Here is a 13,749-nt window from a genome sequence, read left to right as displayed (position 1 = left end):
GCAACGGTCAGGCCTTCTCGACCTTCATGCGGCCGACCATTTCCATGTGCAGCGCATGGCAGAACCAGCTGCAGTAGTACCAGTGCAGGCCGGCCTTGTCGGCGATGAAGGTGATCGACGAGGTCTGCTGCGGGCTGATTTCCATGCTCACGCCATGGTTGGTCATCACGAAGCCGTGGGTCACGTCTTCAATCTGGTCGATGTTGGTGATGGTCACCGTGACCTCGTTGCCTTGTTTGACGGTGAACTCCGGCAAACCGTAGGCCGGGGCCATCGAGGTCATGTAGACGCGGACTTTGTTGCCGTCGCGGATGACCTTGTTGTCGGTCTCCAGCTTGATCCCGTCTTTGGCGGCGATCGCCACCGTCTCGGCAAAAAACGGGTCGTTGCGGTCCCAGATCTTCTTGGTCTTGATCTGGTCGCGGCGGGCCATGACGCAGTCGTGGGGTTCGGCGAAGGCCGGGCCGTCATGCACCAGTTTCATTTCCTCGCCGGAGATATCGATCAGTTGATCGTTTTCCGGGTGCAGCGGGCCGGTCGGCAGGAAGCGATCCTTGGAAAACTTGCTGAGCACCATCAGCCATTGGCCGTCGGCCTCACTGGTTTCGGTCAGCGACGCATGGTTGTGGCCTGGCTGGTATTGCACGTCGAGTTTCTGCTTGATGTAGTTGACCTTCTCGCCGGTGTACGCGCGAATGGCCTCCTCCACGTTCCACTTCACCACCTGGCTGTCGATAAACAGCGTGGTATAGGCATTGCCGCGGCCGTCGTAAGTGGTGTGCAGCGGGCCCAGACCGAGCTCGGGTTCACCGACCACCACGTCGCGCGGGTCCTTGAATTTGTCGTCGAACAGATCGTCAAGCTTGGCGATGGCAATGATGGTGCAGGTCGGCGAAAGCTTGCCGTTGGCAATGAAGTATTTGCCATCAGGCGAGGTATTGAGGCCGTGGGGGTTCTTCGGCGTCGGGATGTAACGGGTGAATGCGCTGTCCTTGCCATCGGTTTTACGACCGTCGACCACCGGCACTTTCGAGCCATCCAGGGTGATGAACTTGCCAGCCTTGATCGCCGCTTCGATGCGCGGGATGTTAAACACCACCACCCAGTCGCGCTCGTTGCGCATCATGCCGCCCAGGTCGTAGGCCTTCTCCGAGTTGTAGCAGGTGGACGCCGCGTATTTGCCGGTGTAGTCGGCGTCGGTGTTGTCCAGGTTGCCATCGACAATGACCTGGAAGGCCATCTCCATTTTCTCGGCATCGATGGCGTTAAACATCGTGTAGCTGTTCTTGTCCTGCAGGTCGAAGGTGCTGCCGTCATTGGGGTGTGGAATCACGAATTCGGCATTGGCGAACACGTATTTTGTGTGCGGCACTTTTTGCAGGCGCAGCCCGTGAACGGCCTGCACATTGGGCACGGTGAGCATCTTGTCGCACTTCATGATGTCCAGACGGATTCGCGCAACACGGCTGTTGGCCTTGTCATTGATGAACAGGTATTTGCCGTCGTACTTGCCGTCAGTCATGGACAAATGCGGGTGGTGGCAGTCGCCATTCTGGAAATGCGCGCTGTCGCCCATGATCCGTTTGCTTTCGTTGGTCAGGCCCCAGCCAGTGGCGGAGTCGACGTTGAACACCGGTACACGCAACAGCTCGCGCATCGACGGAATGCCCATGATCCGCACTTCCCCCTGATGACCGCCACTCCAGAAACCGTAGTACTGGTCCAGTTCGCCCGGCCCGACGTGGGTTTTGAGTTGCGCGTCCTTGGCCGCAGCCGCCCAGGTCTCACGGGTAAACACCGCGCCACCGATGGCCGTGGCACCGGCCAGTACCGCACCGGTCACCGCACTGGTGCCCAGGAAACCGCGACGACTGAGGCCGGTCGATTCCGGCACTTCAGTGGTTTTCTTGGATTCTGTGTCGTTCATCAGGTGTGTTCCTTGAAGGGATAAAAACGGTCGCAGCGCACAGGCGCTCGCGGGATTCATTCCAGAGCGCTCACTTCCACGACAGGTATCAGTTGCACAGCGATGGGTGCCGGTTTGCCGCGCTTCTTGCGCTTGTTGATCAGCGGCGGACACTTGTTGTCGTTCTGGTAAGTCATCTGGCAATCGAGGCAGTAGTGGCACTCGTTGGCATTGATTCGGCCATCGGGATGAATCGCCTGGATCTCGCACTCCTTGGCGCACAGCTGGCAGGGAGTGCCACAGTCCTTGCGGCGTTTGAGCCAGTCGAACAGGCGAAATTTGCTCGGAATCGCCAGCGCGGCTCCCAACGGGCAGATGTAGCGGCAATAGACTTTGCGGGTGAAGAGGTTGATGACCAGCAGTGCTACCGCGTAGAGGACGAACCACCATTGGCGGTCGAACTTGAGGGTGACAGCGGTCTTGAACGGTTCCACCTCGGCGAACAATTCGGCGGTGGACATCGACTCAAGGGAGAGGCCGAACAGCAGCAGCAAAATGATGTATTTGATGGCCCACAGCCGTTCATGCACCGCGAAAGGCAATTCGTATTGGGGGATTCTCAGCTTGCGCGCGGCTTCGTTGATCAGCTCCTGCAACGCACCGAACGGGCACAACCAGCCGCAGAATACGCCCCGCCCCCACAGCAGAATGCTCGCAGCGGTGAAGACCCAGAGCATGAAGATCAGCGGGTCGGTGAGAAACAGCTCCCAGCGAAAGTGATCGAACAGCGCATGGGCGAAGGTCAGCACATTGACCACCGACAGTTGCCCCAGCGCATACCAGCCGAGAAACACCACGGTAAAGACCAGGTAACCTCGGCGCAGCCAGTGCAGAAAACGTGGCCGACGCGTGAAGGAGTCCTGCAGGAACAGGATCGCCATCAGCAGCAGTAATGCGCTGCCGAGCACGGTGATCTGAAAGGATTTCTGGTACCAGATGGTCAACCATATCGGCCGACCGGCTTCCTCGAGGGCGGCCAATTCTTCGGCGCTGGGCAGTGGCCGCTCAAGGTATGGCTCGGGCAGTTGATAAGGCAGTTCGAAGCTGCTGAACGTGCCACTGAGCGGCCCGGTTTGACGACGCACCAGCAACTCCAGGGACCAGGGCGATCCCGGGTCGAACCGGGCCGGCTCGCGCACAATGAAAATCGACATTTCAGTGAATTCCGGCATGCCCTTGGCAAAGACGTCGGAGAGCCGCTGGTGGTCCATGTCGCGAAAACTGATGACGTTGCCGAACTGGCGCAATTGCACCCGATCGAAAATCCCGCCGCGCACATACCCCGAGCCTTTATAGGAAAAAAGCCCACGACCCAGCACCACAATGGCCTGCTCGCCGGGCTTGAGGTCCTGCATAAGTAAGCGATATTGATTGTCGCCCAGCAGCGCACGGCCGATGGTCGGCGGATTCAGGTCGGCGGTGTAGAGCTCGATAAAGGTCTCATCCACCTGATCGGCGGCGGCGTTTTCCACGCCTTCGGCGTCGGTGCCCTTGAAGGCGGCGTCGACCTGGCCACGGGTCAGGTTCAAGCGGCGGATGGCGCCGTTGCCGGTCAGTTGTTCCCAGGTGACGGGTTCGAAAAAGTCCTGGCGCACGGTGGCAGGCATGCGCGCCACACCGCCCGTGTCCTCGATCAGCTTGAGCGATACGGCCACGTCGTGGGCGGCGCGCATGATGACCTCGTTGACCACCATCGCCGTGACGGTAGCCCCGGCAATCGCATCGACGGTGACGGCCTTCGGGTCGCTGGAATGGCCGACGACCACCCGCTGGCTGACCTTGATGCCCTTGTACCTGGCACTGAAGCCGTGAAGTTTTGCCTCAGGAATGCCGATCAGCAGAATGGGCTCATGGTGCTCCAGCACATAGGCATCCTGAATCGCACCAGCAGTGTCGAGGATCACCTGGGTATTGATCGGCTTGCCCGAGTAGGCAGGAATGTCCACCACGTCCAGACTCTGGAACACATAGCCGAGCACTTTGCCGGCGGCGGACAGCGTGCGCACCTTGAACCGGCCTTCGGGGGCGGAAACGGAATCGGTCTGAGGGAAGGTTTTCTCGATGCGCTGCTGCTCGATGTCGCCGTATTGCTTGGCTTGCACCGCCTCAAAGGTGGCGAGCATCAGCATTAGCATGACCACCAGCCCGACGCCCCAGGCGCGCAGGTTGCCGTGTATCGAAGGCGGATGGATTGTCATGGGCTCGCTGATTTCAAAAGGGCTTTCGGTCATGTTAGGGAGCGTTGCGCCCCCTGCCCTTGATTGAAATCAACTTGAGAAATTAGCCCTTGAGGACAGGCGCCAATGACTCAAACCGTGCGTGAAAACAGGCCTTTTTGCTCACTACCCAGATAGGCGTCAAACGCCATCGCGGCACTGCGCATCATCAAGTGCCCCTGTGGTAACAGCACCAGTTCGTCGCAGTGGATCTGCAGCAGTCCGTCGCGAACATGCTCCTCCAGTTGGGCCAAGGCGTCGGCAAAGTACTCGGTGAAGAGAATGTCATGACGCATTTCATAGCGGTTAAACGTAATACGGCCATGGCACATCAGGTCGCTGATCACTTCGCGGCGCAGCAAGTCGTCTGCGCTCAAGCGGTAACCGCGATGCACCGGTAGCAGGCCTTGGTCCAGACGCGCGTAGTACTGAGACAGCTCCTTGACGCTCTGGCTGTAGCTGTCGCCGACCTTGCCGATCGAGGACACGCCGAGGCCGATCAAGTCGCAGTCGGCGTGGGTGGAGTAGCCCTGAAAGTTACGCTGCAGGGTGCCATTGGCCCGGGCCAGCGACAGCTCGTCGTCCGGCAAGGCGAAATGATCCATGCCGATATAGACGTAACCGGCCGCGGTCAGACGGCGGATGGTCAGTTCAAGCAATTCCAGCTTGCGCTCCGGCGGCGGCATGTCGGCGGGACGAATCAACCGTTGTGCGCGAACCATTTCCGGCAGATGCGCGTAGCTGTAGGCGGCAATCCGGTCCGGACGCAGCGCGATGATCTTGCCGAGGGTGACGTCGAAACTCTGCACGGTTTGCAACGGCAGGCCATAGATCAGATCGACGCTGATCGACTTGAATTGCGCCTCGCGTGCCGCAGCAACCAGCGCATAAATCTGCTCTTCACTTTGCTGGCGATTGACCGCGGCCTGCACGTCGGGGTCGAAATCCTGAACACCGAAGCTCAGGCGATTGAAGCCCAACTGGCGCAGCGACTGGATCTGCTCGGTGCTGATGGTGCGCGGGTCGACTTCGATGGAAAACTCATGGTCATCGCTGTCATCCATGTTGAACGCCTGGTGCAGGCAATCCATCAGGTCCGCGAGCTGTTCACTGGTTAAATAAGTAGGCGTGCCGCCGCCCAGGTGCAATTGCGTGAGTTTACGGGTGCTATCGAACAAGGCCGCCTGCATCGCAATCTCAAGCTTGAGGTACCGAAGGTACTCGACGGCGCGATGGGTTTTCTGGGTAATGATTTTGTTGCAGGCGCAGTAGTAACAAAGACTTTTGCAAAACGGAATGTGGATATACACCGACAGCGGTTTCGACGCGCTCGCCTGGTTGCTCTCGCGGGCGGCACGCTGATAGTCGTCAACGGCAAAGGCCTGATGGAACTGTGGCGCGGTTGGGTAAGAAGTGTAGCGCGGCCCCGGGCGGTCATACTTTTCAACCAGGGCGCGATTGAAATCAAAGGAAGGCTTCATGATCAATCAACTCGCAAATGGGTTAACACCTCGCACCGCCCACATCCTTTTCAAACAGGTTGCAGATGGCATCCACTTCCGGCCGACCGGCAGGGAGAATGCTGATGAAGCGGTCCGACAACTCAATCAACCCCTCACGACTCAATTGCTCCAGCAACGGCCAGACCGACGAGAAATACCTGGAAAAAACCAGCCCATAACGTCTTTCGATGGCGCGTATATCCAATTCCAGATCACACGCCAGTCGCTCCATGACCATTTGCCTGATTTGCTCCCCCGCCTCGAAGCGCCAGCCTCGACACGTCGGCAATTGCCGCATGTCCAGTTGCTGCTGATAGCGTTCAATCTCGTCGGTGTTTTGCGTGTACAAATCGTCGATCTGGCTAATGGCACCCAGACCGAATCCAACATGATCGCAATAGCCGTGACGGGAGAAACCCTCACAGGTACGGCGCAACCGGCCTCGCTCCTGGGCGACGGCCAAATCATCATCGGGCCGGACAAACTGCCCCATACCGATGTAGTGATAACCCGCGCAAAGCAGTTGATCAAAGCAGATTTGGCGCATCGCGCCTTTATCGACCTGGCTGCACGGCGCTCTGACTTTGTCACCGGGCACAGGACGATAGCGCCGTGGTGGCCGGGCATAATCGAACACCATCAGCCGGTCTGGCTCCAGCTTGATAATGCTCGCCAGCTTCAACGCAAAACTGTCTGGCGTCTGCCAGGCATGACCAAAACCCAGATCGACGTTGATGGATCGAAAACCAAAGGTCCGCGCCGCGTCCATGAGCGACTGGATCGGCGCCGGGTTCTGGTAACAGGCCACCGACCTTTCACAGTCGCTGTCGAAATCCGGAACGCCGATACTGACATGGTTGAAACCGTGGTCGCGCAGCACACCCATGGTCGCCCAATCGGTTTGATAGAGGTCCACCTCGACGCTGTAGTCGCCGCAATCATGTAAGAGAAAGTTGAAACGGCTACGCAGGTGACTCATCAGCCGCCCTATGTGAGCAGTGGTGAGTGTTCCGCCGCCCAGATGAAACTGTTCCACCCGTTGCTGCGCATCCAGGTGGCAACCGACGAGGTCGATCTCCTGCTCCAGATGCTGGAGGTACTGCTCAATAACCTGGTGCTCGTCGGCGCTGTCACGAGGGGAACAAAAGGAAAGCTTGAGGCTGGAGGGTAGCTGCACGTTCAGGGACAGCGGACGTCGCTTCTGGCGGCTGACGCGCAACGCGCGAAGCAGATCCAGTGATCCGATACCCTCATGGAATTTTTGCGTGTCGGCATGACAGTTGGGGTCGAGCACGCCCTGATCGCACCGGGCGACCAGCTCGCCGGGGTTGTAAAAGAAATCGAGCATGAAGGTCTCCGACACTGGCTGCGGATCATCAGTGTCGGGGTTCAACGATCAATACGCCTTGATTTGCATCAAGCACAAGCAAAGTCTTGGAAGAACAGACTACCCGTCAAAGCCGATCACCAGGTCAGATAAAACATTCCCTTGGCCAGCAGCACGATAACGATCATGTGACAAAACAGGCTGCCGTGGATGAACTGAAGGTACCGCGGACTCATTCGGCCACGCTTGAACAAAAACATGGCCACCAGGAAGTGCAGCAGTACGCTCACGGCCACCGCGACTTTCAAGGCAAGCAATGTGCCTAACGATGAAGCCAATGGTGAGGCAAGGACTGGCAGGTAGCGTAGCCAGACCATGCCGAGCCCCGCACCGAACAATACCAGCAGCACCCACGGCATCAGCGAGCGCGCTCGCCGGCCGATGCCTTCCTCCACCAGCAACATGACCCTGGTGGGTAGCTGTTTGCGGATGCTTTCAAGGAACAGCACTTCGAAGAACACCGTGCCGATAAAGATCAGGGCGGCAAACAGATGCAACGTCAGAATCAGCGGATAGATCATGGAGGTGTCGCCTTGAGTCAAGGCAACCCGTTACGCACGGGTATGTCGATCTCTGGAGACTACAGAACCGTCCGCTCCATGTGGTTGACATCGATCAAGAAAGCCACAAAACCCACACTCACCGCACTCCATCAGTATCGAACGTGCAGGAGCGACCGTTCTTATCGTTGGTCGAGAGAAAAAACTGAAACCTGGGTCACCACTGAGTCAGTTGGCAAGGCAATACTTGTTTCAATGGACGTACCGAGTGGCCCTGCCTTGATTTAAATCAGACGAATCGACAACGAACGAACTCATCCTGCGTTATCGCTTCTCCAGTCTCGACGATGTCAGGGCGCAGCTGGGTTTGAAGTCGGGCGACCCGGTCAAACCCGAGCATGTGGACTAACCTGATGTTTTGATTTCAGCTGCGCCTCGTCCTGGCAATGACACCATTGCCTTTACATCAACCTGGATAAGCAGGTCTGCGATGTATCAGAACTTAGCTCTGCTTGCCGCCTTCCTCCTGACCTACAGCATATTTGCGGGGCGCTTCGAATCTCGCCTGCTCAACGGTCCACTCATGTTCATGCTTGCCGGCCTGATTCTTGGCCCTGCGTTCCTGGGAATTCTGCAACCCCGGATTGACAAGGACGGCCTCAGGATTCTGGCAGAGCTGACACTGGCCATTGTTCTCTTTAGCGATGCGGCCAACGCTGACCTCAAGGTTTTAAGGGCGCACGAAGGGTTGCCATTGCGTTTATTGATGATAGGTCTGCCACTGACCATGCTCAGTGGCTGGCTGGTCGGTATCTGGCTGTTCCCGCAAATACCGCCATTGGAACTGGCCATACTGGCGACCCTTCTGGCGCCCACCGACGCTGCGCTGGGGAAGGCGGTGGTGAGTAATCCCAAGGTGCCCGCCCCCGTGCGTGAAGGACTGAACGTAGAAAGCGGGCTGAATGACGGGATCTGTGTTCCAGTGCTGCTGATGTTCCTTGCACTGCTGGTCGAAGAGCAGACGCAGTCGCCGCTTTCACTCGCGGTAGAGTTGGTTATCGAGGAGCTGGGCATCGGTGCAATCAGTGGTGTGGCGCTTACGCTCATTGCCTGGCTGTTGCAGCGTTACGCCGCAAAACACCATTGGCAAGCCCCCATGTGGTCGCAACTGACACTGCCGGGGCTCGCCATTTTGTGCTTTGCCACCGCGCAAACATTGGGCGGTAGCGGTTTTATCGGCGCGTTCGTCGGTGGGTTGCTCGCCAGCTTTTTGTTTACCGAACAAAAGCATCATCTGCTCGAAGCCAGTGAAGAATTCGCCAGTCTGCTGTCGGTCATCACGTGGGTCGTATTCGGCGCAATTGTGATCCCTTGGGCCTGGAACAATCTCACCCTGAACATCTGCCTGTATGCAGTGCTTAGTCTGACCGTGATTCGCATAGTGCCCGTGCTGATCAGCCTGACAGGAACCGGCTTTGATTTCGAAACCCGCCTGTTCATCGGCTGGTTCGGCCCACGCGGCCTGGCCAGCATCGTCTTCGCCGTCATGATATTGGACTACCCTCTAGAAACCAGTCGCACCTTGGTATCTGTCGCTGCCTGTACCGTTTTACTCAGCGTGCTGCTGCACGGCTTGAGCGCCAATCCATGGGTCTCGCGGCTGGCCGGTCGTATTCATTGATTATTGTCAGAAATGCCACGGTCTGCGGGTGTTAGCGTTTTACGAAAGCGTGGCTAAGCGTTTAGGGAGCGTGAGAATGGGCGCAAACATGATTGTTGTCAGGCAGCTCGTCGGCTTGCCTGTTGCCATTATGGTCGGGGTCTTGAGCCTGGTCGGTTGCGGCAAAGAGCCCGTGACCCTGGCTCGCCAAGCCCCCGATGTGACGGTCATGACGGTCACCGCCCGCGACACCCCGGTAACATTCGAATTCGTTGCCCAGACACAAAGTTCCCGCGAGGTTGAGATCCGCGCCCGGGTTGCCGGCTTCCTGGAGAAGCGGCTGTACACCGAAGGCGATTTGGTAAAAACCGGGCAAACGCTGTTCCAGATGGACCGTAAACCTTTTGAAGCGTCATTGCTGTCGGCTCAGGGCCAATTGGCTCAACAACAGGCACGCTGGGAAGTCGCCAAGGCTACGCTGGCCCGTGTCCGTCCCTTGGCGGCGCAGAATGCGGTCAGCAAGATGGATCTGGACAATGCTGTCGGTGATGAGCGTCAGACACGGGCTGCCGTGCTTGCCGCCGAGGGCACGGTTCGAACCGAACAGTTGAACCTCAGTTACACCACCATAGCCTCGCCCCTCACCGGCCTTTCAAGTTTTGCCAAAAAGCAGGAAGGCAGTTACGTCACGCCGGGTGAATCCGGGCTGCTGACCACCGTTTCACAGATGGACCCTATCTACGTCAACTTCAGTCTTTCGGAAAACGAGACGCTCAAGTTCCGCGACGAGATTGCTTCCGGTCACCTCATTTTTCCCCTGCGCAGTGAGTTCGTCGTAGAGGTCGTGCTGGCCGACGGCACCGTTGTCCCTGAGCGTGGCCGCCTGAATTTTGCAGCGCCTTCTTATAGCCAGGATACCGGGACCTTTCTGGTCCGGGCGGTGGTTGCCAACCCGACAGGCCTACTCAGACCCGGACAGTTCGTGCGGGTGCGGGCCATCGGGGCTTCCAGGCCGAACGCCATTACGGTGCCGCAGAAGGCCGTTCTGGAGGGAGCCAAAAGCCGTTTCGTCTGGGTGATCAATGCACAGGGCAAGCCCGAGCAACGGGTGGTCGAAGTGGGTGACTGGCATGGCAATGACTGGTTTATCACCCAAGGATTGCAAGCCGGTGAACGCATCGTGGTCGATGGTGCGATCAGAGTGACCCCCGGAGGGCCGCTGAATATCATCGCCCCCCCTCCCCCGGCAACCGAGACGACGGCAAAACCGACAGCCACCGCGTCGGTGCAAGACAGTGGGCGTCGCCCATGAGCATCTCTCACTATTGCATTGATCGTCCCATTTTTGCTTCCGTTATCTCGATCATCATCACCTTGGCCGGTGCAGTGGCGATGGTCAGTTTGCCGGTCGCCCAGTACCCGGATATCACACCGCCGCAGATTACGGTGTCAGCCACCTACCCGGGCGCGGATGCCCAGGTCGTGGCCAATAATGTGGCAGCGCCAATCGAGCAGCAGGTCAACGGCGCCGACAACATGATCTACATGAACTCGTCGAGCTCAGCGACCGGCAACATGACCCTCAATGTGTTCTTCGAGATTGGCACCGACCCTTCCCTTGCCCAGGTAGACGTGCAGAACCGGGTCAACCTGGCCCTGCCGCAACTGCCCTCCGCGGTTCAGAGCCAGGGTATTCAGGTGCAGAAGAAATCTTCGGCCTTCATGATGGTCCTCGCCGTGTACTCCGCAGGTGATCGTTTTGACAGCACCTATGTGGCCAACTACGCCAACCTCTACATTCTGGATGCGATCAAGCGTATTCCGGGCGCCAACCAGGCCAGTATTTTCGGCACACCCGACTACGCCATGCGGATCTGGCTCAAGCCCGACCGGATGGCCCAGTTGGGCATCACTGCGGCAGACGTGCAAAAAGCCGTGTCCAATCAGAACCAGCAATTTGCTGTCGGTCGCGTTGGCCAGTCGCCCACCGGCCAGGCGGTAGAGCAGTCGTTTGCCGTGACCACCAAGGGACGTCTGACCGAGCCGGTAGAGTTCGAGAACATCATTCTGCGCGCCAGCAACGAAGGGGCGGCAATCGTTCGTCTCAAGGACATCGGCCGTGCCGAACTCGGACAAAAAGACTACTCGCTGCGCAGCACCTATCAGGGCCGTCCGGCAACGCTGATTGCGGTGTATCAACAACCGGGCGCCAACGCCCTCGACGTGTCTGCTGCGGTTACCAAGACCCTGGCAGACATGAAGACGACCTTCCCCGAGGGCATCGAATACAAGATCGTAATGGACACCACCGCATTTACCCGCGCCTCGATTTCCGAGGTGATATACACCTTTTTCGAAGCGCTGGTGTTGGTGGTCATCGTGGTGTTCATCTTTCTGCAGAGCCTGCGTGCCACCCTGATCCCGGTGCTTGCGGTGCCGGTGTCGATCGTCGGCACCTTCATCGGGATGTCGGCATTGGGCTTTTCAGTGAACATGCTGACGCTGTTCGGGATGGTCTTGGCCATCGGTATCGTGGTCGACGACGCCATCGTGGTGATCGAGAACGTCGAACGCAACATGCACGTCCATAAGATGACGCCCAAGGACGCCGCGAAAAAAGCCATGGATGAAGTGGCAGGCCCGGTGGTGGCCATCGTGCTGGTGCTGTGCGCGGTGTTCATCCCGGTGGCCTTCATGGGCGGGATCACGGGTCAGCTCTACAAACAGTTCGCGATCACCATCGCCATCTCTGTGGTGATATCCGGTCTGGTGGCATTGACACTTTCGCCTGCCTTGGCGGCCCTGCTGCTCAAACCCCAACACGGCGAAAAAAATGCTTTTTTCCGCTGGTTCGAGCACAGCTTCGAACGCATGACCGAGGGCTACTCGCGCTCGGTGGCCTTCATGATCAAGCGCTTCGTGATGGCGTTGTTACTGTTCGCCGGCATGATCGCGTTGATTCTGCTCATGGCGCAGCGCATTCCCAGCGCCTTTTTGCCGCCGGAAGATCAGGGGTATCTGCTGGGGGCCGTGATCATGCCCGATGCCGCCAGTCTCGATCGCACCGGCGAGGTGGGCAAAGTAGCCAGTGACTTCTTCATGAACGACGAGGCCGTCGAGGGCGTTGCCATCGTTAATGGTTACAGCCTGCTCGACGGCCAGAACAAGAACAATGCCGGCGCCTTTTTTGTCGGGTTCAAGGATTTCGAGGAGCGCTACAAGGACTCGGACACAATCAAGGAACAAAGCGCCCCCGCCGTCATCCAGAAAGCAGTCCATGCTTTTGCCAACGTTCAAGGCGGGATCATTCTGCCGGTGAATCCGCCGTCCATTCCCGGCCTTGGCACCACCGGCGGCATGGAGGTATGGATTCAGAGCAAGGGGGATGCCGGCGTCAATCAACTGGCAGAAATGGTCGGCACGTTTGTCGCCAAAGCCAGGCAGCGCCCCGAACTCGGCGCCATCACCTCCACCTTCAACGTGTTTTCCCGGCAATTGCTGGTCGACGTAGACCGGGAAAAGGCAGAGTCGCTGGGTGTGCCGGTGGAAGAAGTCTATAGCACCATGCAGACCATGTTCGGCTCGCTCTATGTGTCGCAATTCAACAAATTCAGCCGGCTGTGGCAGGTGATCCTGCAGGCAGAACCAAGCTATCGCCTCAAGGCCGAGGACCTGCAACAGATCTACGTGCGCAACAAAAACCAGGAGATGGTGCCGCTCAAAGCCGTGCTGACCACCCGCTACGTCACCGGTCCCGACCTGCTGACCCGTTTCAATAACTTCCCCGCAGTCAAACTCACCGCCAACGCAGCCCCCGGTTACAGCTCCGGCCAGGCACTCAAGGCGCTGGAAGAAATAAGCGCTGAAATCATGACCAACGACTACGCCCTGGCCTTGAGTGGTGAAGCCTTCGAGGAGAAAAAAAGCGGCGGTGCCTCGTCCCGGGTGTTCATCTTCGGCCTGATCATGGTGTTCCTGATCCTGGCGGCTCAATACGAGAAATGGTCACTGCCTGTCGGGGTGCTGCTGGCGGTGCCCTTTGCATTGTTCGGTGCGCTGCTGGCTGTGCTGATCCGAGGGTTGAGCAATGACGTTTATTTCCAGATCGGCTTGACCATGCTGGTGGCCCTGGCCGCCAAGAACGCCATCCTGATTTTCGAGTTTGCGGTACTGAACCGCGAAAGCGGCATGTCTGCCTACGATGCCGCGATGACCGCCGCGAAGGAGCGCTTGCGCCCGATTGTGATGACATCCCTGGCGTTTATTCTTGGCTGCGTCCCGCTGGCCATTGCCGTCGGTGCATCCGAAAACAGTCGCCACTCCATCGGCACCGGGGTCATTGGCGGGATGCTGGCGGCGACGGTCATCGCAATCTTCTTTATCCCGCTGTTTTACTACCTGGTCGAACGGTTGACCGAGAAAAAAGGCACGGTCAGGCAGACCACTCAGCCACCGCCGTCTACGTCGACCGGGGAGATTCCCGGCGGCGCTGCGCAACACCGACATGAGGGGGATTGA

General features: G+C 58.3%; 8 protein-coding genes. 3 read left to right on the top strand and 5 right to left on the bottom strand.

From position 1 onward, the window contains the following. Positions 1 to 7 precede the first annotated feature (7 nt). The 5 genes from nosZ to JIO00_RS14055 form a co-directional block, all read right to left on the bottom strand. Positions 8 to 1,930, bottom strand: a complete 1,923-nt coding sequence (gene nosZ / locus JIO00_RS14075) for a TAT-dependent nitrous-oxide reductase (protein ID WP_370655154.1) — start codon at positions 1,928 to 1,930, stop codon at positions 8 to 10. A gap of 53 nt (positions 1,931 to 1,983) precedes the next feature. Beyond that, positions 1,984 to 4,164, bottom strand: coding sequence for a transcriptional regulator NosR (nosR, locus tag JIO00_RS14070; protein ID WP_200668523.1), 2,181 nt, complete (start codon positions 4,162 to 4,164; stop codon positions 1,984 to 1,986). A gap of 110 nt (positions 4,165 to 4,274) precedes the next feature. Next, positions 4,275 to 5,663 carry an oxygen-independent coproporphyrinogen III oxidase gene (gene hemN / locus JIO00_RS14065; protein WP_200668522.1) on the bottom strand — a complete coding sequence of 463 codons (1,389 nt, stop codon included), beginning with the start codon at positions 5,661 to 5,663 and terminating at the stop codon, positions 4,275 to 4,277. A gap of 22 nt (positions 5,664 to 5,685) precedes the next feature. After that, the gene (locus JIO00_RS14060; RefSeq protein WP_102593711.1) at positions 5,686 to 7,032 is read right to left on the bottom strand and encodes a coproporphyrinogen III oxidase; all 1,347 of its coding nucleotides are present in this window, start codon (positions 7,030 to 7,032) and stop codon (positions 5,686 to 5,688) included. A gap of 116 nt (positions 7,033 to 7,148) precedes the next feature. Then, complete coding sequence (locus JIO00_RS14055; protein WP_077748412.1) at positions 7,149 to 7,592, bottom strand: CopD family copper resistance protein; 444 nt, start codon at positions 7,590 to 7,592, stop codon at positions 7,149 to 7,151. 469 nt (positions 7,593 to 8,061) lie between these two features. Between JIO00_RS14055 and JIO00_RS14050 the strand changes: the two genes are divergently transcribed. The 3 genes from JIO00_RS14050 to JIO00_RS14040 all read left to right on the top strand — a co-directional run bounded on the left by JIO00_RS14050 (position 8,062) and on the right by JIO00_RS14040 (position 13,749). Beyond that, the gene (locus JIO00_RS14050) at positions 8,062 to 9,252 is read left to right on the top strand and encodes a cation:proton antiporter (protein ID WP_102593712.1); all 1,191 of its coding nucleotides are present in this window, start codon (positions 8,062 to 8,064) and stop codon (positions 9,250 to 9,252) included. A gap of 208 nt (positions 9,253 to 9,460) precedes the next feature. Further along, positions 9,461 to 10,543 (top strand): efflux RND transporter periplasmic adaptor subunit, encoded by a 1,083-nt coding sequence (locus tag JIO00_RS14045; protein WP_371857840.1) that lies wholly within the window; start codon positions 9,461 to 9,463, stop codon positions 10,541 to 10,543. Continuing rightward, positions 10,540 to 13,749, top strand: a complete 3,210-nt coding sequence (locus tag JIO00_RS14040) for an efflux RND transporter permease subunit (protein ID WP_077748410.1) — start codon at positions 10,540 to 10,542, stop codon at positions 13,747 to 13,749. Before JIO00_RS14045 ends, JIO00_RS14040 begins: the two co-directional genes overlap by 4 nt.

The sequence above is a fragment of the Pseudomonas sp. SW-3 genome (assembly GCF_016615645.1).
In the GTDB taxonomy this organism is placed as follows: Bacteria; Pseudomonadota; Gammaproteobacteria; order Pseudomonadales; family Pseudomonadaceae; genus Aquipseudomonas; species Aquipseudomonas mandelii.
Note: the sequence above shows the minus strand (reverse complement) of the source record. Positions and strands in the feature narration are given on the sequence as shown.

Excerpts from the sequence above, each read along its gene's own strand:
- nosR (WP_200668523.1), bottom strand. The coding sequence starts at position 4,164 with ATGACAATCCATCCGCCTTCGATACACGGCAACCTGCGCGCCTGGGGC.
- hemN (WP_200668522.1), bottom strand. The coding sequence starts at position 5,663 with ATGAAGCCTTCCTTTGATTTCAATCGCGCCCTGGTTGAAAAGTATGAC.
- JIO00_RS14060 (WP_102593711.1), bottom strand. The coding sequence starts at position 7,032 with ATGCTCGATTTCTTTTACAACCCCGGCGAGCTGGTCGCCCGGTGCGAT.
- JIO00_RS14055 (WP_077748412.1), bottom strand. The coding sequence starts at position 7,592 with ATGATCTATCCGCTGATTCTGACGTTGCATCTGTTTGCCGCCCTGATC.
- JIO00_RS14050 (WP_102593712.1), top strand. The coding sequence starts at position 8,062 with ATGTATCAGAACTTAGCTCTGCTTGCCGCCTTCCTCCTGACCTACAGC.
- JIO00_RS14045 (WP_371857840.1), top strand. The coding sequence starts at position 9,461 with ATGACGGTCACCGCCCGCGACACCCCGGTAACATTCGAATTCGTTGCC.
- JIO00_RS14040 (WP_077748410.1), top strand. The coding sequence starts at position 10,540 with ATGAGCATCTCTCACTATTGCATTGATCGTCCCATTTTTGCTTCCGTT.